Annotated in this window: 23 protein-coding genes; 15 read left to right on the forward strand and 8 right to left on the reverse strand. The window is 46.7% G+C overall.

Annotated elements, in window-relative coordinates; all coding sequences use genetic code 11:
• Window positions 1-3: 3 nt before the first annotated feature.
• A complete protein-coding gene (gene kdsD, locus HGT73_RS00225) occupies window positions 4-990 on the reverse strand; it encodes an arabinose-5-phosphate isomerase KdsD (protein ID WP_214211581.1) in 987 nt (328 codons plus the stop codon).
• Between the two features lie 920 nt (window positions 991-1,910).
• Here kdsD and mlaF point away from each other — a divergent pair.
• The 7 genes from mlaF to murA all read left to right on the forward strand — a co-directional run bounded on the left by mlaF (window position 1,911) and on the right by murA (window position 6,718).
• Complete coding sequence (gene mlaF, locus HGT73_RS00230; protein ID WP_214211583.1) at window positions 1,911-2,726, forward strand: phospholipid ABC transporter ATP-binding protein MlaF; 816 nt, start codon at window positions 1,911-1,913, stop codon at window positions 2,724-2,726.
• Between the two features lie 3 nt (window positions 2,727-2,729).
• Window positions 2,730-3,512: a lipid asymmetry maintenance ABC transporter permease subunit MlaE gene (gene mlaE / locus HGT73_RS00235; RefSeq protein WP_214211585.1), complete on the forward strand. Its 783-nt coding sequence runs from the start codon at window positions 2,730-2,732 to the stop codon at window positions 3,510-3,512.
• 4 nt (window positions 3,513-3,516) lie between these two features.
• Window positions 3,517-4,053 carry an outer membrane lipid asymmetry maintenance protein MlaD gene (mlaD, locus tag HGT73_RS00240; RefSeq protein WP_214211587.1) on the forward strand — a complete coding sequence of 179 codons (537 nt, stop codon included), beginning with the start codon at window positions 3,517-3,519 and terminating at the stop codon, window positions 4,051-4,053.
• Between the two features lie 11 nt (window positions 4,054-4,064).
• Window positions 4,065-4,730, forward strand: coding sequence for a phospholipid-binding protein MlaC (gene mlaC / locus HGT73_RS00245; RefSeq protein ID WP_214211588.1), 666 nt, complete (start codon window positions 4,065-4,067; stop codon window positions 4,728-4,730).
• A complete protein-coding gene (mlaB, locus tag HGT73_RS00250) occupies window positions 4,727-5,026 on the forward strand; it encodes a lipid asymmetry maintenance protein MlaB (RefSeq protein WP_214211590.1) in 300 nt (99 codons plus the stop codon). The genes mlaC and mlaB overlap by 4 nt, the downstream gene beginning before the upstream one ends.
• Before the next feature lie 100 nt (window positions 5,027-5,126).
• The gene (gene ibaG, locus HGT73_RS00255; protein WP_214211592.1) at window positions 5,127-5,381 is read left to right on the forward strand and encodes a BolA family iron metabolism protein IbaG; all 255 of its coding nucleotides are present in this window, start codon (window positions 5,127-5,129) and stop codon (window positions 5,379-5,381) included.
• A 68-nt stretch (window positions 5,382-5,449) separates the two neighbouring features.
• Window positions 5,450-6,718, forward strand: a complete 1,269-nt coding sequence (gene murA / locus HGT73_RS00260; protein ID WP_214211593.1) for a UDP-N-acetylglucosamine 1-carboxyvinyltransferase — start codon at window positions 5,450-5,452, stop codon at window positions 6,716-6,718.
• Window positions 6,719-6,787: 69 nt separating this feature from the next.
• Here murA and HGT73_RS00265 read toward each other — a convergent pair whose 3' ends face one another.
• On the reverse strand, window positions 6,788-7,087 hold the full coding sequence (locus tag HGT73_RS00265; RefSeq protein WP_214211595.1) for a helix-turn-helix domain-containing protein: 300 nt from the start codon (window positions 7,085-7,087) through the stop codon (window positions 6,788-6,790).
• Between the two features lie 303 nt (window positions 7,088-7,390).
• Here HGT73_RS00265 and HGT73_RS00270 point away from each other — a divergent pair, with 303 nt between their 5' ends.
• Window positions 7,391-7,999: a fumarylacetoacetate hydrolase family protein gene (locus tag HGT73_RS00270; RefSeq protein WP_214211597.1), complete on the forward strand. Its 609-nt coding sequence runs from the start codon at window positions 7,391-7,393 to the stop codon at window positions 7,997-7,999.
• A 19-nt stretch (window positions 8,000-8,018) separates the two neighbouring features.
• Here the strand turns inward: HGT73_RS00270 and ispB are convergent, their stop codons facing one another.
• A complete protein-coding gene (gene ispB / locus HGT73_RS00275; protein WP_214211599.1) occupies window positions 8,019-8,990 on the reverse strand; it encodes an octaprenyl diphosphate synthase in 972 nt (323 codons plus the stop codon).
• Window positions 8,991-9,320: 330 nt separating this feature from the next.
• Between ispB and rplU the strand changes: the two genes are divergently transcribed.
• The 3 genes from rplU to cgtA all read left to right on the forward strand — a co-directional run bounded on the left by rplU (window position 9,321) and on the right by cgtA (window position 11,323).
• Window positions 9,321-9,632, forward strand: a complete 312-nt coding sequence (gene rplU, locus HGT73_RS00280) for a 50S ribosomal protein L21 (RefSeq protein ID WP_048911376.1) — start codon at window positions 9,321-9,323, stop codon at window positions 9,630-9,632.
• Between the two features lie 15 nt (window positions 9,633-9,647).
• The gene (gene rpmA, locus HGT73_RS00285) at window positions 9,648-9,905 is read left to right on the forward strand and encodes a 50S ribosomal protein L27 (RefSeq protein ID WP_214211600.1); all 258 of its coding nucleotides are present in this window, start codon (window positions 9,648-9,650) and stop codon (window positions 9,903-9,905) included.
• Window positions 9,906-10,147: 242 nt separating this feature from the next.
• Window positions 10,148-11,323 carry an Obg family GTPase CgtA gene (cgtA, locus tag HGT73_RS00290; protein ID WP_214211602.1) on the forward strand — a complete coding sequence of 392 codons (1,176 nt, stop codon included), beginning with the start codon at window positions 10,148-10,150 and terminating at the stop codon, window positions 11,321-11,323.
• Between the two features lie 36 nt (window positions 11,324-11,359).
• Here cgtA and HGT73_RS00295 read toward each other — a convergent pair whose 3' ends face one another.
• The 5 genes from HGT73_RS00295 to HGT73_RS00315 are packed head-to-tail and all read right to left on the reverse strand — an operon-like array spanning window position 11,360 to window position 16,235.
• A complete protein-coding gene (locus tag HGT73_RS00295; RefSeq protein ID WP_214211604.1) occupies window positions 11,360-11,779 on the reverse strand; it encodes a hotdog fold thioesterase in 420 nt (139 codons plus the stop codon).
• Window positions 11,780-11,781: 2 nt separating this feature from the next.
• Window positions 11,782-12,537, reverse strand: coding sequence for a 2,3-dihydro-2,3-dihydroxybenzoate dehydrogenase (gene dhbA / locus HGT73_RS00300; RefSeq protein WP_214211605.1), 756 nt, complete (start codon window positions 12,535-12,537; stop codon window positions 11,782-11,784).
• Between the two features lie 3 nt (window positions 12,538-12,540).
• Entirely contained in the window at window positions 12,541-13,389 is an 849-nt protein-coding gene (locus HGT73_RS00305; RefSeq protein ID WP_214211607.1) for an isochorismatase family protein, read from the reverse strand.
• 38 nt (window positions 13,390-13,427) lie between these two features.
• A complete protein-coding gene (locus HGT73_RS00310) occupies window positions 13,428-15,047 on the reverse strand; it encodes a (2,3-dihydroxybenzoyl)adenylate synthase (protein ID WP_214211608.1) in 1,620 nt (539 codons plus the stop codon).
• Between the two features lie 15 nt (window positions 15,048-15,062).
• Window positions 15,063-16,235 (reverse strand): isochorismate synthase, encoded by a 1,173-nt coding sequence (locus tag HGT73_RS00315; protein WP_407073132.1) that lies wholly within the window; start codon window positions 16,233-16,235, stop codon window positions 15,063-15,065.
• Window positions 16,236-16,418: 183 nt separating this feature from the next.
• Between HGT73_RS00315 and fepB the strand changes: the two genes are divergently transcribed.
• From fepB to HGT73_RS00335, 4 genes are read left to right on the forward strand one after another with little or no spacing between them, the layout of a single operon-like run.
• Complete coding sequence (fepB, locus tag HGT73_RS00320) at window positions 16,419-17,378, forward strand: Fe2+-enterobactin ABC transporter substrate-binding protein (RefSeq protein ID WP_214211611.1); 960 nt, start codon at window positions 16,419-16,421, stop codon at window positions 17,376-17,378.
• 1 nt (window position 17,379) lies between these two features.
• Window positions 17,380-18,402, forward strand: coding sequence for an iron chelate uptake ABC transporter family permease subunit (locus tag HGT73_RS00325; RefSeq protein WP_338110766.1), 1,023 nt, complete (start codon window positions 17,380-17,382; stop codon window positions 18,400-18,402).
• Entirely contained in the window at window positions 18,399-19,382 is a 984-nt protein-coding gene (locus HGT73_RS00330) for an iron chelate uptake ABC transporter family permease subunit (RefSeq protein ID WP_214211612.1), read from the forward strand. Before HGT73_RS00325 ends, HGT73_RS00330 begins: the two co-directional genes overlap by 4 nt.
• The gene (locus HGT73_RS00335) at window positions 19,379-20,170 is read left to right on the forward strand and encodes an ABC transporter ATP-binding protein (protein WP_214211614.1); all 792 of its coding nucleotides are present in this window, start codon (window positions 19,379-19,381) and stop codon (window positions 20,168-20,170) included. Before HGT73_RS00330 ends, HGT73_RS00335 begins: the two co-directional genes overlap by 4 nt.
• Window positions 20,171-20,172 lie beyond the last annotated feature (2 nt).

Genomic DNA, 20,172 nt, shown 5'->3' on the forward strand with positions numbered 1-20,172 from the left:
TGTTTATACGACGCCAGCACGAAGCATGTCGTGTAAGTGTACAACGCCAATCAGTTTCCCTTGCTCTTCAACGAGCAGAGAAGTAATGTTTTTTTGTTGCATAAGATTAAGGGCATCTACAGCCAATTGCTGGGGAGCGACGCGGATACCGCCTGGCGTCATCACTTGTGCAATGGGTGTTGTTTGCAGATCGATATTCATATCGATGACTCTACGTAAATCGCCATCGGTAAAAATACCGGAAATCTCTCCTGAAGCATTAGCAATGACGGTCATTCCCATTTTTTTCCGCGTAATCTCAAATAATGCATCACGCAGCGAGGCGCTTTCAAGAACGCATGGCACTTCTTCCCCTGCATGCATAATATCACTCACGTGAAGCAGCAGTTTCCGCCCTAAAGCGCCACCTGGGTGGGACAGCGCGAAGTCTTCTTGTGTAAATCCTCGCGCCTCAAGTAGGGCAACCGCGAGGGCATCGCCCATCACTAAGGTGGCCGTGGTGCTACTCGTCGGCGCAAGGCCAAGTGGGCATGCTTCAAATGGAACCTGAATACAAAGATGGACCTGTGCGGCACGGGCCATGCTACTTTCCGCTCTTCCTGTCATACAAATTAGGGGAATTGCCAAGCGTTTGATGACGGGAATGAGAGTCAGGATCTCTTGCGATTCACCACTATTTGAAATGGCAATGACAATATCGTTGCGACCGATCATGCCCAAATCGCCGTGGCTTGCTTCGCCAGGATGAACAAAAAAAGCGGGCGTTCCCGTGCTGGCAAGGGTCGCAGCTATTTTGCGACCGATATGCCCTGATTTTCCCATGCCCATTACGACGACTTTTCCGGTACAACGAAAAATCATCTCGCATGCCGTGGTGAAGTCTTGATTGATAAAGCGTTCAAGTTGCTTTAAGCACTCGCGCTCTATACGCAGGACCTTTTTTCCCGCCTCAATAAAATTTACGTTTTTTGCTTCAGCCTGAAAACGCATAGTATTATCCTTTAGCATGTCGTATCTAGCTTTAGCGGGCAGCATAACCGCAGTGCCCCGCTTTAAAATCCAGTAAGAAGTATCATCCCTATGATACGCCCACTCATTCTATTTTGTTTAAAACAAAGTAAAGTTAATCGTGCGTGCGCGATAAATACTAGCCAAAAATTGGTATCAACGGTTTTTTCAGAAATAGCCCCAGAGATGATGGCTAACGCAGGTAAAAGAATGCCTACCGCTAAAAATAGTAGCCTTCATGTGCGCTGACTTACACCTAAAAAGTGGCCGACTACCCCTAGATTATCCAAGATGATGCTTGTTGTGACTGGCAGCAAAATCAAAGCAATACCTAACCATAATAAAGCAACGGTTAACGAGATTTATTGATTGGGTAATATGGAAAGCTGCTCTTTTGTCAGGTGGTCGGGCGTAATAGTCGCAGCATAACATAAAGGTAGAGGAAGGCGATGAACAACAATACTACACCGTCCCAATGGGTTAATGAGTGACCTCACACTCATCCTCGAAAATGGTGGTCCATAGTCTCTACGACAGCACATGGCGTAGAGATATTGAGACTGAGAGAATGATTTCGGGTAACGACGCATCTAATCCCTTAATCAAGCGGGTGATATTCCTATCATAGAACTTAATACAGCCGCGCTAAAGGTTAACCGATCGCAGTCATAAGCGAGTAATATTAAGCCAACAATAAATTGTGTGGATGAGATCGACGTTAATCGTCATCGATAGCGACTAATGGATAGAGAGTTGTTAGGAGGCGCTTTGAAGACACTTTGCCAAAAAGTGAATTTTAAGCCGTAATTCATTAAAAAAAATCTTTTCCTTTCGGTAGAATTCGCACACCAGACTAAAATTATCCTAGTCGTAATCACTATTACCGATGAAATGAGGTTGATATGGTTCAGTCACAAACTCCCATTGTGGAAATTCGGAATATGTCGTTTAAACGTGGAAACCGCAAAATTTTCGACAATATTTCGCTAACTGTTCCCCGGGGTAAAGTGACCGCGATTATGGGGCCGTCGGGGATTGGTAAAACCACGTTACTCCGGCTAATCGGCGGGCAGCTTATTCCCGATGCGGGTGAAATTTTATTTCATAACGAAAATATTCCGACCTTATCTCGGCGTAAGCTCTACCAAGCCAGAAAGAGAATGAGCATGTTATTCCAGTCAGGTGCCTTATTTACCGATCTGAACGTCTATGACAATGTGGCTTGGCCGCTTCGGGAACATACACAATTACCCCAAGCATTGTTACATACTACGGTCATGATGAAACTTGAGGCTGTCGGCTTACGCGGTGCCGAAAATCTGATGCCCGCAGAGTTATCAGGGGGAATGGCACGACGCGTGGCGTTAGCCCGAGCCATTGCACTTGAGCCTGACTTAATTATGTTTGATGAACCTTTTGTTGGGCAAGATCCGATTACTATGAGCGTACTCGTAAAATTAATTGATGAGTTAAACCAAGCTCTAGGGGTGAGTTGCATCGTGGTTTCGCACGATGTGCCCGAAGTCTTAAGTATTGCTGACTATGCTTATATCGTGGCAGGTGAGCGTATTATCGCGCAAGGAACGCCTACGGAATTAGGTGCTAATGATGATCCACAAGTCCGACAATTTGTTGATGGAGAAGCCGATGGGCCAGTGCCTTTCCGCTATCCTGCCGGGAACTATCTGACCGATTTGGTAGGCACGAGGAGTGTGTAAACAATGGTTTTAAATACACTGGCCACCCTTGGCCGTTGGGGTATCACGCGTTGTCGTGCAATGGGGCGAGCCGGAATAATGCTGTTTCATGCCATTATTGGTAAACCTGAGCCGCTACAACAAGGACGCCTACTACTACGGCAGCTATATAGTTTAGGAGTGTTGTCGTTACTGATCATCGTTGTCTCAGGTCTCTTCATTGGTATGGTACTTGGTTTGCAAGGGTATATGGTATTGAAGACCTATGGGGCAGAGACAAGTTTGGGTATGGTCGTTGCCTTATCGTTGCTGCGCGAGTTAGGGCCGGTAGTGACGGCTTTATTGTTTGCAGGGCGTGCCGGCTCAGCCTTAACGGCTGAGGTTGGATTAATGAGAGCGACAGAACAATTATCGAGCATGGAGATGATGGCGGTCGATCCTCTACGCCGAGTTATTGCGCCACGTTTTTGGGCCGGGGTGATCAGTATGCCTTTGCTATCTATCCTATTCACGGCGGTAGGGATCCTTGGTGGAGCCTTAGTGGGGGTGCTGTGGAAAGGTATTGACGCTGGGTTCTTCTGGGGAGCGATGCAAAGCAGTGTGAATTTTCAGACTGATCTTGTGAACTGTGTCATCAAAAGTATCATTTTCGCCATAACTGTTACGTGGATAGCGCTATTTAATGGCTACGATGCCACACCGACTTCTGAAGGGATCAGCCGGGCGACAACACGTACTGTTGTTCATGCTTCTTTGGCTATTCTAGGATTAGATTTTGTGCTTACTGCACTGATGTTTGGGAATTAATGCAATGCAAAATAGAAAAAGTGAAATATGGGTCGGATTATTTCTCCTAGTCGCTATCCTTGCGGGGCTGTTTCTCTGCTTAAGAGTCGCGAATATCACCGCTTGGCATCGCGCTGCAACGTGGTCGTTAAGTGCCGAGTTTGATAATATTGGGGGTCTAAAACCGGGATCACCGGTAAAAATTGGTGGGGTGGTTATTGGCCGAGTCACGAGTATTTCCCTTTCCGACAGCACACTGACGCCAAAGGTAACACTCGCCATCGACGAACAATATCTGAATAAAATTCCTGATAGCAGTAGCTTAGCGGTCCGTACCCAAGGTTTACTCGGCGAGCAATATCTTGCATTAAACTTAGGTTTTAGTGACCCGGACTTGGGTACTAGTATGTTAAAAAATGGCGGAACCATTACTGATACGAAATCTGCGATGGTACTGGAAGATCTTATTGGTCAATTTTTATATAAGAGTAACGACAGTAAACCTTCTACAAATACTGCGCCGGAAAATGCGGCTTCCCCACCGACGTCTGTCGCACACTAAGAGGAACTAAGATGTCTAAATCACTATTTCTTGCCGGTGTACTGGCTGTGTTACCTATGACAATCAGCGCTGCGAATGCTGCTACTCCGACAGAGGGAGTCGTGGATCAAACCAATCCTTATACGTTGATGAACCAAGCTGCTGCAAAAACCTTTAGCAGATTGAAGAATGAACAACCCCAGATTAAGCAAAACCCTACTTACTTACGAGATATTGTTCGTCAAGAGCTACTCCCTTACGTGCAAATTAAGTATGCGGGTGCATTAGTTTTAGGCCGTTATTACAACCAATCAACGCCCGCCCAACGGGATGCTTATTTTGCTGCCTTTGGCGATTATTTAGCACAAGCCTACGGTCAAGCTCTCGCCATGTATCATGGACAGACGTATCAAATTGAACCCGCGCAACCGCTGGGTGATGCAACGATGATAGCGATTCGTGTATCTATCATTGACCCTGAAGGCCGTCCACCGGTACGTTTAGACTTTCAATGGCGTAAAAATACCCAAACTGGTAAATGGCAGGCTTACGACATGGTCGCAGAAGGTATTAGCATGATCGCGACTAAGCAAAATGAGTGGGGCGATCTGTTACGGACAAAAGGTATTGATGGATTGACTGCCCAATTAAAAATTTATGCGAATCAACCTATCACCTTAGGTCAAGGTGCAAAATGAGTCAGCCACTTAATTGGCAATGTAAGGAGAGGGTGCTCTCCTTACAGGGCGAATTAGTCCATAGTTCGTTGGTCAATCTGTGGCAGCAGCGTGCTCAAATTTTGCAGGGTATTGATGCCATCGATTTATCACAATTATCGCGAGTGGACTCGGCGGGGTTGGCGTTATTGGTACATTTTTCTGCAGACCATCATGCGACGGAAAAATTGCGACTTCAGGGAGTGACCCCTTCACTACTTTCATTGATTAGGCTTTATAACCTCCAAGGTGTTTTGCTTGATCACGATAACCCCTAAACAAATAAATTTGGCTGATAGATTCAGGAGCTTTCCTTGTTTATGATGAACGCAAATTGGACTAAGATAGCGGCCTTGAATTGAGGAGTAAGAAAGCATAATGGAAACCAATGAAATCCAAGCGGTGCTAGAGCAGGCACTGGTATTAGATGAAGTACATGTCACGGGTGATGGTAGCCACTTTCAAGTGATTGCTGTGGGTGAGATGTTTGCTGAACTGAGTCGAGTAAAGCAGCAGCAAGCTGTATATGCCCCGCTCATGCAATATATTGCCGATAACCGTATTCATGCGCTGTCGATCAAAGCCTATACTCCAGCAGAATGGTCGCGTGATCGTAAACTAAATGGCTTCTAAGACATGCTGATGTCTGGTAAGCAGAGATCATCATCCAATATAGCAAGTGTTAATTGAGAACCGTATTAATGGACAAATTTCGAGTACAGGGCCCTTCGCGCTTAAGTGGTGAAGTCACTATTTCTGGCGCAAAAAATGCGGCGCTACCCATTCTATTTTCCGCTTTGCTTGCCGAGGAACCTGTAATCATCCAAAACGTTCCCGAATTGCGTGATATCGATACGACCATGAAATTATTGACCCAATTGGGAGCAAAGGTCGAGCGTAAAGACGGTGCGGTTCTGGTTGATGCAAGCCAAGTTAATATTTTTTGTGCACCCTATGAGCTGGTTAAAACGATGCGTGCCTCGATTTGGGCGCTTGGCCCTCTAGTCGCTCGCTTTGGCCAAGGGCATGTTTCCCTGCCAGGTGGATGTGCTATTGGTGCTCGTCCCGTTGATTTGCATATTACTGGATTAGAGCAGCTTGGTGCGCAAATAAAGCTTGAAGAAGGTTATGTTAAGGCAACGGTTGCCGATCGCCTGAAAGGCGCGCATATCGTAATGGATAAAGTTAGCGTTGGGGCGACAGTAACCATTATGAGTGCGGCAACAGTCGCTAAAGGTACCACAATTATCGAAAACGCCGCGCGTGAACCAGAAATTGTGGATACCGCGGAGTTTTTAAATACCCTCGGTGCAAAAATTACTGGAGCCGGGACAGATAAAATCACTATTGAAGGTGTCGAACGTCTAGGTGGCGGAACCTATACCGTTGTTGCTGACCGTATCGAAGCCGGTACTTTTCTTGTTGCTGCGGCGATCTCAGGCGGTAACATCTTGTGTAAGCAAGCACGCCCTGACACGATGGACGCTGTCTTAGCTAAGTTACGTGACGCAGGAGCCTCTATTGAGACCGGCGCCGATTGGATCAAATTGGATATGCACGGCCGTCGGCCTAAAGCGGTTAATATCCGCACTGCTCCGCATCCAGGTTTCCCGACTGATATGCAAGCCCAATTTACCTTACTTAACTTAGTCGCGGAAGGAACGGGGATTATCACAGAAACGATTTTTGAAAACCGTTTCATGCATATTCCTGAGCTGATCCGTATGGGGGCTCATGCCGAAATCGAAAGTAATACAGCGATTTGTTATGGTGTAGAAAAACTGTCTGCCGCTCAAGTGATGGCGACGGATCTACGCGCCTCCGCAAGTTTAGTCTTAGCGGGATGTATCGCGGAAGGAACCACCTATGTCGAGCGTATTTATCATATTGATCGCGGTTACGAACATATCGAAGATAAGTTACGTGGATTGGGAGCGACCATTGATCGTGTTCCCGGTGACAACGAATAAAAGTTAAATCAATAGAGAGTGAAAGCCCCGATGTCCTTTGATATCGGGGCTTTTTTTATATCATTATGATTAGGGAGTAATCTCTGACTCACTGCTTTTTTTCTTTCTTTTTGTCCGGATGAGCTGCGATCTATCCAGTAACTCGTGAGTAATCGGATCATAATAACGGCTTGGCCAAATTTCGGCAGGATGAATATTGATTGCTTGGGCAATTAATAACTCACCTTTCGGCCAAGGTCTTGATAGCGCATTAGCGAGGGTCGATGAGCTCAGCCCTGCATTACGCGAAACTGCAGCTAATGAGGTCCCTTTCTTACGCAATGCTGCAATGATATCGGCACTGTGCCAGTCACTTTTTAACTTTTCCATGTCTTTCTCCATGCTATTTGAATTATCTATTTAATTCCGTCCCTATAGGAATATATAGCAGAAAATTACCTAAAATTTCCATATAAATATAATTAGTTTGCTTTTAGATGGACGATATATCGCAAAATTATTGTAATTACTGCAACGTATTAATATTCCTATTAATTCCAAAAATGGGGGTTATTACTTGGTATGACGCATAATGTTAAGGAAAGAATAAAGCTGCTCTGATATGTTAAATAGACGTGAAGAAAGAAGAATGACTACTACATCGTATTGAATTTTCTTTTTTGGAGTCGATAAATGATCAACAATATCTATTGTATTGGCCGTAATTATTCTGAGCATGCTCAGGAACTCGGTAATCGCGTTGAAGAAGACCCTGTGGTTTTTAGTAAACCGAACAGTTCGTTGATTGTAGGCAATACCATTACATTGCCGACCTTTTCTCAAGATATCCACTATGAGACTGAAGTGGTGGTGAGGATCTCTGTACCGGCTTATCAGATCGATGTCGATCAGGCTGAAGGGTATTACGATAGTATTGCAGTAGGACTCGATCTGACCGCGCGGGATCTACAAACTGAATTGAAGAATAAAAAATTACCCTGGTTATTGGCAAAAGGGTTTAACGGATCCTGTTATGTGAGTAATTTTTTTCCAAAGGAAACTCTGCCTGAGCCCATTCACTTTGCGTTGGATATCAATGGCAATAACGTGCAGCAGGGAGATACTTCTGAGATGGTCTTCAGCATTCATCATATTATTGCGTTTGTTAGCCAATATATTGCATTGCAGCCGGGCGATATTATCTTTACCGGCACACCAAAAGGTGTCGGTAAACTGGAGCTTGGCGATAAACTAACGTTACTGTTAGAAGGTCAGACACTCGCGGAACTACGAGTTAGATAGAGTTGTAGTTCCGCATCGGTCAGTGGTCGCGTTTGACTGACATATGGGCTAAGGCTTCTAGCGCATCACGCCAAGGAGTTGCCGGTAAAATAGATAATGCTTGGATCGCCTTATCGGCTTCTTCTTCTGCTTTTTGTTGCGTCCAAGTTAGCGATCCACACTCTTGCATGGTAACTAACACCTGATCCAAAAGATGACGCCCATTGCCTTCCTCGATCGCAGAACGGATCATTGAGGCTTGAGCCGGTGTCCCGTTACGCATTGCATGAAGTAAAGGCAGGGTAGGCTTACCTTCGCTCAGATCGTCACCGACATTTTTGCCTAGGGCTTCATTATCCGCGCTGTAATCGAGAAGATCGTCAATGAGCTGGAAAGCGGTGCCGATATAGCGTCCGTAGTCCTTTAAGGCCTGTTCTTCTTCGGGGCTGGCATCAGATAAAATCGCTGAAGTTTGTGCGGCTGCCTCAAATAAACGGGCAGTCTTACTATAGATAACGCGTAAATAACTCTCCTCAGTGATATCCGGATCGTTACAGTTCATGAGCTGCAATACTTCACCTTCGGAGATAACGTTAACCGCTTCTGACATCAATTCAAGGATCTTTAACGATCCAAGTTGGGTCATCATCTGAAAAGCGCGAGTGTAAATAAAATCGCCAACCAGTACGCTTGCCGCGTTACCAAAGGTGGCATTAGCGGTTGCTTTACCACGTCGCATATCGGATTCGTCCACAACATCATCATGAAGAAGTGTTGCTGTGTGAATAAACTCAATCAGGGCGGCATTAAGAATATGCAGCTCACCTTGGTAACCGAGTGCACGTGCAGCGAGAACCGCAATCATCGGCCGAATTCGTTTACCGCCGCCGCTAACAATGTAATGGCCTAGCTGACTGATGAGTACCACATCTGAATCAAGTTGCTTGAGAATATTTTGATTTACCGCAGCCATATCTGGGGCGGTAAGTTCTGTTATCTGCTCTAAATTCATACAATTAGTCAGTTTATCTCTGTGAGCCATCTTTATCGGCATTTCGGGTGAAAGTCGCGGAAATTCTGCTGGTGCCCAGAACCACGCCAAATAGTTAGTGTAACACTTGAATCGGATGTTAATTTATCAATAACGATCACTAAGAATAAACTTATTGTACTAGAAATTTTGTATTGCGAAACCTTGGAGCATGACTTGGCTTTTTTTTCTGCAATACCTGAAAAGTTCGCTTGTTTTCTGGAGGATAGTTGCGTAGAATTCGCGCCCTATGTGAATATTTTATCGCGCCGCCTATTTAATCTAAAAGGCTAGCGCAGAAGCGGAGTTTATATGTACGCGGTTTTCCAAAGTGGTGGTAAACAACACCGAGTAAGCGAAGGTCAGACCGTTCGCTTGGAAAAATTAGACATTGCAACCGGTGAAACTGTTCAGTTTGACCAGGTTCTGATGATTGCTAATGGCGAAGAAGTGACTATTGGTGCACCGTTAGTTTCTGGTGGTGTTATCAAAGCTGAAGTCGTAGCTCATGGTCGTGGCGAGAAAATTAAAATTGTTAAGTTTCGTCGTCGTAAACACCATCGTAAGCAGCAAGGCCACCGTCAGTGGTTCACTGATGTGAAAATTACTGGCATCAGCGCTTAAGAGGAGATTTAACAAATGGCACACAAGAAAGCTGGTGGTTCGACTCGTAACGGTCGTGACTCAAATGCTAAACGTCTTGGCGTAAAACGCTTTGGCGGAGAAACTGTATTAGCGGGTAGCATCATCGTTCGTCAACGCGGAACCAAGTTCCACGCAGGCAACAATGTTGGTTGTGGTCGTGACCACACTCTGTTTGCAACCGCAACAGGTCAAATCAAATTTGAAATCAAAGGTCCAGACAACCGTAAATACGTTAGCATCGTTGCTGAGTAATTCGGTTATCTCCACAGGTTTACCTGTTAGGACTTAAGAATTAAAGCCCCGCAGCTTTGCGGGGCTTTTTACATTCTGATGTAAAATATCGTAGAGTACGCGAACGAATCCCTTGTTTGATCACCCATTCCTACTCACAATTAATGAGATCAAACATTACGATCCGCTGCCGGTCAGCTGATATGACCCTGGCGGACCCGCCGACCTGATTTTGGACGGTGTATGCATGACGGAGAGAAAACATGAAATTTGTTGATGAAGCAACGATCCTTGTCGTTGCGGGTGATGGCGGAAATGGCTGTATCAGCTTTCGCCGTGAAAAATATATCCCTAGAGGCGGCCCTGATGGCGGTGATGGCGGTGATGGTGGTGACGTTTGGCTTGTGGCCGACGAAAACCTGAATACGCTCATTGATTACCGCTTTGAAAAAGCCTTCCGTGCTGAACGGGGACAAAATGGCCAGAGCCGTGACTGTACCGGTAAACGAGGCAAAGATGTAACGGTAAAAGTCCCGATGGGAACGCGTGTCATCGATCAGGGGACTGGCGAAACGCTGGGCGATATGACGGTACATGGGCAAACGCTGATGGTCGCTAAAGGCGGCTGGCATGGTTTGGGGAATACCCGCTTCAAGTCATCCGTTAACCGTACACCGCGCCAAAAAACGAATGGTACGCCAGGTGAAGAGCGCGATATCCAGCTTGAGCTCATGTTGTTAGCTGATGTCGGTATGCTCGGCTTACCGAATGCGGGTAAATCAACGTTCATCCGCGCAGTGTCCGCGGCGAAACCCAAAGTGGCTGATTACCCGTTTACCACCTTAGTACCGAGCTTAGGTGTGGTACGTATGGACAATGAGCAGAGCTTTGTGGTTGCCGATATTCCTGGGTTAATCGAAGGTGCTGCGGACGGTGCTGGACTTGGGATCCGCTTTCTAAAACACCTTGAGCGCTGTCGTGTATTACTTCATCTGATTGATCTTGCGCCGATCGATGAAAGTAATCCGGTTGATAACGCTCGTATTATTCTGGGTGAGTTGGAGAAGTACAGCGACAAACTGTATCAAAAACCGCGCTGGTTAGTCTTCAATAAAGTCGACTTACTCGATCCGGAAGAAGCGGCGAGTCGTGCAAAACAGATCGCTGACGATCTGGGCTGGGAAGGGGATTACTACCTGATTTCAGCCGCCAGTCATCAAGGGGTTAAAGACCTTTGTTGGGACGTAATGAAGTTTATTAATACTCAGCCGAAAGAAGAAGCGAAGGCAGAGAAAGCCGCTGAGAAAGTCGAATTCATGTGGGATGATTATCACCGTGAAACCCTCGAAGAGCATGCCGTCGAAGAAGAAGAAGATGAAGACTGGGATGACTGGGATGACGAAGACGAAGAAGGCGTTGAGATTATTTATCAACGTTAATTAAGAGGCGGGGCAACATTGTGTTGCCCCGTTTTTTTATCCCAGTAATGCGACAGTCAGCCGGGCACTGCAACAGAGTTTTCCACGAATATTTTTAATCTCGATTTGCCAAACTTGTAATTGACCACCGAGATGAAGCGGTTGGCATACCGCCGTAACCTTGCCACTGGCTACTGCACGATGGTGACTTGCATTCACTTCAACGCCGACCACGCTTTGTTCCTCGCGACAGGTTAACCATCCCGCCATTGACCCCATTGATTCGGCTAAGACCACACTGGCTCCACCATGCAGTAATCCAAAGGGCTGTTGAGTCCGCGAGTCAACAGGCATTTCTGCTTCTAAACTGGTTGCCGTGATCGCAGTAAATCTAATTCCCAGATGCTCGATCAAACAGTTCTCCCCCATCTGATTTAGAGCATCAATATCGATCGCTTTCTTCCAAATTGTCTGCATGATCATGAACCCAAAGTCGCGCCGCCATCGACCACGATATCTTGTAAAACAATGTGGCTGGCAAGATCCGAGGCTAAAAAGAGGATCGCGTGCGTAATTTCACGAGGCTGAGCGATCTTTCTTAATGGGATACCTAATTTAAACTGATCCGGAAAGCCATTGATCATCTCTTGTTCCGCATCAGGGGTATGCCACAAGCTGCGCTGCATTGCCGTATCGGTTGAGCCAGGAGAAACGATATTACAACGCACGCCATAAGGAGCCATCTCTAATCCGACTGTTTGGCAAAGACTGCGAAGTGCTGCTTTCGAGGCTCCATAGGCAGACATTCCTACGCGGGGCGCGTGGGCGGAGTTTGAAGCAACGGTTACAATAGCGCCGAATCCTTGTTGGCGAAAACGCGGTAAGGTTTGAGAAAACAAGTTAAATGCACCGCCGGCATTGACATTTAAACAGGCCTGCCAGTCTTCAAAACTGAGTTCATCAGTCGCCCCGACGCGCAGAATACCTGCGGCATTGACCAAGACATCCAGACGAGGTTGCTGCGCTAATTGCTCTTGACAAATTTTGGCGACTTGTCGCGGGTCGGAAACATCCAGTATTTGGCAGGTAAAAGGATATTGTTCGCCAGAAAACTGTTTATCAAAGCCGATAACGTTAGCCCCCGCTTGGTGAAACGCGCAGGCCGTATCATAACCAATACCTTGACCTGCACCGGTCACCCAGACATATTTTTCGTTGAAATTAAGGCTTATCATCGGTTAATTCTCCCCAGAAAGCAGTGCCCACCAAGCATCAAAAGTCGGCGTTTTAGCCAAGGTAATGAAATCCATGCTTGGGATAGCCTGCCGCCAGCGAGAGGCGAGCGCCATCATTCGTACTGAGTCGAGACCATAGTCGATAAGGTTTTCATCGTCCTCTGGAATATCCTCATCTTCAAGCAGTGGCAAAATGGTATCGCGTAATGCCTGTTTTGATGTTGGAAGAAGTAGCAGGTCTTGAGTCATAACGACTTTACCGCTACGCCCTGCGGTATAAGTCAGCGCCATCATGTGTTCATCACGACTAAAGTCGGCTAGAGCATCGGCAACCATAAAGGGCTTTATATCACGCATAAATGCATCAGTTGCCGTGGTCAGGCAACCAATATGGGCATATACCCCAGTGATGATGAGTTGGTCACGGCCCATCGCCTTGAGCTGTTGTTCCAGATCGGAACGTTGAAAAGCGCTATAACGCCATTTAGTTAAGACGATATCATGCTCATCGGGTGCTAAAGCCTGTGTGATTTTCTGTTGCTCGGGATGACGGTTAAGCCCTGGGCCCCACATATCATTGAGTAATGCACGGTCCGTATCACTTTGCTCATTAGGTTGGGCGGTATAAAACACCGGAATACCCATCGCTTTGCACTGTTGGCGAAGTGCCGCGATATGTGCGACAACGGTATTGATAAATGCACTTTCTTCTCCCCAAAAATTGAGGAAATAATTTTGCATATCATGGATCAGTAAAGCCGCACGTTGTGGCTCAAATGTCCAAGTAACTTTGTTATGTGGTAATTCTTCAGTAGTCGGCAAGGAATAGGCCGTTAATTTAGGAATACTCATTACAACTCCAAACTGGGTATAGTAAATAAGGGTAAGAATTAAGCTTTATTCTTATTATCATCAATAAGTTGCTGACGTAATTGTTTTTTATCCACTTTGCCAACCGGTGTGAGAGGTAGCATTTCGGTAAATACAAATCTGTCCGGTAACTTGAATTCAGCGATACCTTGCTCACGTAAATGGCGGCGAAGTTGTACCGCTTTGAGGGGCTGTTTGGCGACAATGTAAGCACAGCTCTTTTCACCCAATAACTCATCATTCATCGAGACTAATGCCGCATGAATAATATCGGGATGGCGCTGTAACAGGTTTTCCACCTCTTCCGCTGCGATTTTTTCACCACCACGGTTAATTTGATCTTTTTCTCGGCCTTGAACAGTGATATAGCCTTGCTCGCTGATGGAAATCAGATCACCTGAGCAATAAAATCCTTGTTGATCAAAACAGGTCGCATTATGTTCAGGACTATTGTAATAGCCGCGAAAAGTGTAGGGCCCCCTGGTCATCAAGCGACCGGTCGTGTTTGGGGGTAATGGATTTCCCTGTGTGTCGGCGACCCAGACTTCGTCATCTGGTGAAATGGGACGACCTTGGGTGGTGAGGATAGTCTGCAAATCGTCATCAAGACGGGTATAGTTGACCAAACCTTCAGCCATACCAAATACTTGCTGTAGTTGGCAGCCTATTTCTGCGGGGATACGCGCTGCAAGCGATTCGCTTAATTTTGCGCCACCCACCTGTAGCAAGCGTAGTGAACTGAGCTGTTCGGCGCAATCCCACTCCCTGATCGATTGTAGCCAAAGACTGACTGCTGGGGGTACCAGAGCGGTTACGTTTATTTGATGGTCTGCGATTAACGTAAAACAGGTTGTTGGGCTGGGATCTGCCGCTAATACACTGACTCCTCCGGCATATAACACACCCAGAATACCCGGCGAGCTCATTGGATAATTATGGGCGATGGGTAGGGCACAAAGGTATCGTGTCTGTGCAGTAAACTGGCAGATCTCCACACTCGCTACAATGCTGTAATAATAATCATTATGTGTGCGAGGTATCAGTTTTGGTGTACCGGTGCTACCGCCTGATAACTGAAAAAAGGCGACGTTATCGGGAGAGCTAGGGGTTGGGGTAAACGTTTCATCGTGTTGTGTAAACAGGGCATGTAATCCACTGTCATCGGCGAAGGGATGATGCCAAAGCGTTTGTTCGAGTTCAGGGCACTGCGCATGCAGCTGCTCCAAGAAGCGATTATCGGTAAATACCGGATGCTCGCGATCCGCAATCAGCAGCCGCGGACGGATTTGTGTGGCATAAGCCGTTAACTCACTTTGCTGATGACTAAATAGGGCATTAACGGGAGCGATACCAAGTTTAAGTAGCGCGAAAAAGACGATATAGAATTCGCAGCAGTTGCTGAGTTGTACCAATGCCGTATCACCGGTTGTCAGTCCGCGAGCCTGTAGCTGTGCGGCCAATTGGTCGCTGTAAGTGGCTAACTGGCGATAACTTAAGGTCTGAACCTGATCGATAATCGCGGGATGATCACTCTGACGGTGACGTTCGCTGATCGCCGTTAGCGGTTTATCTTGCCAATACCCTTTTTTACGATAACGTGTGGCCAAATCCGCCGGCCAAGGCGTAAATGAAATGCTCATCAAAGATTACCTACATTAATGTAAACCAAATGCTTGCAGCATGGTGCTCAGCTTTGTACCCGTTTCATGCCATTCAGAGAGTGGGTCGGAAGCAGGAACAATTCCCGCGCCAGCAAAGAGAGTGACCAGTTGTTGATGGAGTCGCGCACAACGAATCGTGACAACCCATTCCCCATTACCTTCGTCATCACACCAACCGACCATACCGCCAAACAGATCACGAGAAAAAGGTTCTAGTTGTTGAATAAGCTGACAGGCTAATTGATGAGGGTAGCCACTTAATGCGGGAGTAGGGTGAAGTAATCCCGCAAGCTCCAGCGCATTTTCGTTGGGCTGGTTAATCTCACCCTGTATGGTCGTAGCAAGGTGCCAAAGTTTTGAGGTCGTGACTAAGTGTGGGGTTTCTGGCACGCTTAATTGTGTAGCGATAGGCGTCAGAACTTTAGTCATTCCTTCAATAACAAGTTGATGTTCATGGCGATCTTTCTGTGAAGCCAGTAAACGTTCACCGATTTCTTGGTCATCCCCCCACTCAACTTGACGTTTAGCAGAGCCCGCAAGAGGTCGGGAGCTGAATAGGCTTCCTCGTTTACGGAGTAACAGCTCAGGGCTTGCTCCTGTTAATACCTCTTGACCCGATAGGGGTACATGAAAATGATAATTATCCGGATTTTGTTCCATAATCCGTGCCATCAAAGCGGTACTATTTATCGGGGCACGAGTAGAGAGTTTCAATAGCCGTGAGAGAACGACTTTATCCAGTTCTCCGCGCTTCATTGCCGCTACCGCTTCACTGACCATATTGGTGAAGTGGTGCTGATCAGGAAAAGCCTGCTGAGCAATAACTTCAGCCAAGGAGATTTGCTGATAAGGGCGTAATTGAGTGATGAGCTGCTCGCGATCTGTTTCAGTAACATGCTCTGGAATAAACAGCGCGGTGGGCTGATAGGAATTAAAAGGAATGGCTCCGACAACTTTAGGGCGCGTAATACCAGCAGCACGCGCTAGGCGAAACTGCTCACGAAGAGCCTGCTGGAAGGCAACTTGATTTCCCGTGTTATCCAGTAGTGGTTGCGAAATTCGCTTAAAGCAGCCGCTAGTAATAAGACTGGTTTCAGGAGAAGTAAACAGAAAACGTTCGTTTAGTGCGCTCTGTTGTTGAATTTTACTGTTTAGAATATTTTCAATGGCAGTGATTTCGACCATAATAGCACCATTAAATGATAAGATAATTAATAATGATTATCATTTGAACTTTGGCGGTAAGCTACGCTTAACTCCTTTACCTGTCAACTGATGAAGCCAGCTTACATATAACTTCTCATTTAGAGCTCACGATTACGCACTAGATGCTCATTAAGGATAGCTATTATGACCCGAAGCTCAAGACTGCTTAATATTCTCTTAGCCATTGTTTTATTCCCACTAGCGGGAATGAGTCAGGCAGCGGGGTGGCCGAGGCAAGTGGTCACGGATAATGGAACGGTAACCTTAAAGAGCGAACCAAAAAGAATTGTCTCTACCAGTGTGACGCTGACGGGATCATTACTCGCTATTGATGCTCCAGTGATCGCCAGTGGCGCGAGTGTCCCAAACAGTCGGTTTACTGATAATCAAGGTTTTTTTAGCCAGTGGGGTGCGATTGCCCAGCAAAAACAGGTACAACGTTTATATATCGGTGAGGCAAATGCCGAAATGGTCGCAGCGCAGGCACCGGACTTAATCATCGTGAGTGCGACTGGGCACGATAGTGCTTTACGTTTAGTGAATCAATTATCCAGTATTGCACCGGTTATTGTGGTCAATTACGACAATAAAAGCTGGCAACAAGTCGTAACCTTATTAGGACAGGCTACCGGTCATGAAAGCCAAGCTCAAACCATTATTAAGCAGTTCGATCAACGCGTGGCACAGCTCAAACCAAAACTGCAACTACCACCACAACCCGTATCTGCCTTTGTATGGAACGGAGGAGGTAAAGAGGTGAATCTTTGGACACCTGAATCGGCACAAGGAAAATTACTTGAGCAGCTTGGTTTTACTCTTGCCCCTGCGCCGGCTGAGCTCGCCTCTAGTCAGAGTATGGGGCGGCGTAAAGATATCATCCAACTGTCAGGTGAGAAGATGACGGAGGGATTAAGTGGTAAGAGCTGGCTAATGTTTGTGGCCGATAGCGACACGCTCAAGCAGGTGAGCGAGGATCGCTTCTTACAGCAAGCTCCAGCCGTTAAGCAGCATAATGTCTATGCCTTAGGGAATGATAATTTTCGTTTAGATTATTATAGTGCAACTCAGACATTAGCTACGCTCGAAAAACTGTTTGTGCATTAAGGTGAAACTCTCTACTACGTCTTTGCTGAGTAAACCGTTTTATCTTTTTACATTACTGCTACTGGTGTTATTCGGTTTAGTTGTGATGAGTTTAGTGACGGGTGCAAAAACGATCTCCGTGTCAGAAAGCTGGAGTAGCCTTTCACTGTGGCAAGTTTGTCATAGCGAGAATTGCGATATTATTCGTTTTTCGAGGCTTCCTCGAACGTTGGCGGGCCTGGTAGCCGGTTGCGCGTTAGGCCTTGCTGGGGCGTTAATGCAGTCCCTTACGCGTAATCCTCTTGCTGATCCTGGTTTATTAGGGGTAAATTCCGGTGCCAGTTTTACTACCGTGCTGGGCTTGAGCGTGTGGGGATCACTCTCTTTTTGGCAAAGTTACTCTCTAGCTTTCTTCGGTGCGCTGCTTGCCGCTGTAATTGTGGCAGTCACTGGCGCAGGGCGTGGGGGGCGATTAAATCCAATCCGACTTACTTTAGCAGGCGTCTCTTTGGCGGCCATCTTAGAAGGGCTGACCAGCGGCCTTTCATTGCTTAATCCGGAAATTTATGATCATTTACGCTTTTGGCAAACGGGTTCCTTAGATGTACGCCAGCTTTCTGTCTTCACGCTCTTAAGTCCGTTTGTTATTACCGCGGCAGGGCTGACGCTTATGATGAGCCGATCGTTAAATGCCCTCAGCCTAGGAGAGGATTTGGCGCGTACGCTCGGAATACGTGTTGGCCTTGTACAAATATTAGGGGTGTTATTGATCGCACTATTATCTGCATCGGCGACTGCATTAACGGGCCCTATTGCTTTTATTGGTCTTATCGCTCCGCATTTAGCCCGAGGATGTTTCGGCAGCGATCACCGCTATTTTCTTCCCGGCACCCTACTGCTAACGCCCGCTGTACTCTTACTGGCCGATATCATTGGGCGTAGTATTGGCCCGGGCGAGATCCGCGTATCCATTATTACTGCCTTTATTGGTGCTCCGGTATTAATTGGACTTGTTCGGTATCGAATAGGTCGAGGGATATCATGAAAAAGCGGCCACTGTTTATTTTTGGTTTATTACTGATAGCGCTCTGTGGGGTCATGATCAGTGCGTTATCTCGTGGTGCGATGCCTCTTTCTCTCCACGATCTCTGGCAAATTCTTAACGGACAAGGGCCAGCAGGATTACGTTTGGTCGTGATGGAATGGCGTCTACCGCGCGTTTTGATTGCAGTAGTCTGTGGGGCGGCTTTGGGAATAAGTGGGGCTATTTTTCAGTCTATTTTAAAAAATCCGCTGGGGAGCCCAGATGTACTGGGTTTGAATGCAGGGGCTTTTTCTGGGGTATTAGTGGTGATGGTATTTTGGCCCACTCACCTTTTTGCGATGACCTTAGCTTCACTGGTTAGTGCAGTGATCACTGGAATTACGATTTATCTTTTGGCTTGGCGTCAAGGTATTACACCTTACCGATTGATCCTCATCGGTATTGGTATCCGTGCGTTATTAATGTCTTTTAATGGCTGGGTGATGACTTCAACGTCTTTAAGTACCGCCATGAGTGCAGGACTGTGGAGCGCGGGATCACTGAATGGCGTGACGTGGCAAAGTTTATCCCTCGTTTTCCCAATGATTGGACTCACCGTTTTTGGCGTTGCAGCTTTAGCTAAGCGTATGCGCTTGCTCGAAATGGGCGATGACTTAGCCTGTGCACTGGGCATCCACACTGAGCGGACTCGCGTAGGGCTTTTAGTGCTAGCGACCTTACTCACCGCCGTGCCCACAGCCGTGATCGGGCCGGTCTCCTTTGTTGCCCTTGTTGCCCCACAAATTGCCAGACGGCTGACAAAGAGTGCTTCAGGAGTTTTATGGAATACGGCGATTTGTGGAAGTCTATTGTTGTTAGCTGCAGATTATTTGGCTCAACATGCATTCCTTCCCTATCAACTTCCAGTGGGCGTAATTACTGTAAGTTTAGGCGGTATTTATCTGTTATCGCTTTTAGTAAAAGAGGCTAGACGTTCATGAATTCATCGCCATCTCGTCTTGCAGCCAGTGATCTTACGCTGGCTTATGAGAATAAAATCGTTACAGAACATCTCTCTGTCACGATACCTGACGGGGAATTTACCGTAATTATTGGGCCTAATGCGTGTGGTAAATCGACACTTTTAAAAGCATTGAGTCGTATCATTAAACCCAGTGCAGGACAGGTCATTTTGGATGGCCAAGCCATCCAACAACGTCCGGCAAAAGAGATTGCACGGCAACTTGGTTTGCTTCCACAAAATAGTCATACGCCAAGTGGGATTACGGTCGCGGATTTGGTTGGGCGTGGTCGCTACCCCCATCAATCGTTATTTGGTGGATGGCGCGCAGAAGATAGTCAAGCGGTGGCTGATGCGATGGTGGCGACCCATATCGAACACCTGGCCGAACGTCCCGTCGAGCAGTTATCAGGGGGGCAGCGCCAACGTGTATGGATTGCCATGGTGCTGGCACAACAAACGCCACTATTATTGTTGGACGAGCCAACTACTTGGTTGGATATTACTCATCAAATAGAGCTGATGGAGCTCCTGCGTGAATTGAATCAAAATCATGGCCGTACTTTGGTTGTCGTACTCCATGAATTGAACCAAGCCTGTCGTTACGCCACTCATCTGATTGCCATGCGTGATGGCGAGATTATTGCTCAGGGTAAACCCAACGATATTATTAGTGCGGAATTAATCGAACAGGTGTATGGCTTAAAATCCGTTATTATTGCCGACCCAATCGCCGGCACGCCGATGATCGTGCCTATTGGTAAATAAGG

Origin of the sequence: Rosenbergiella australiborealis, assembly GCF_018494035.1 — a bacterium.
GTDB lineage: Bacteria > Pseudomonadota > Gammaproteobacteria > Enterobacterales > Enterobacteriaceae > Rosenbergiella > Rosenbergiella australiborealis.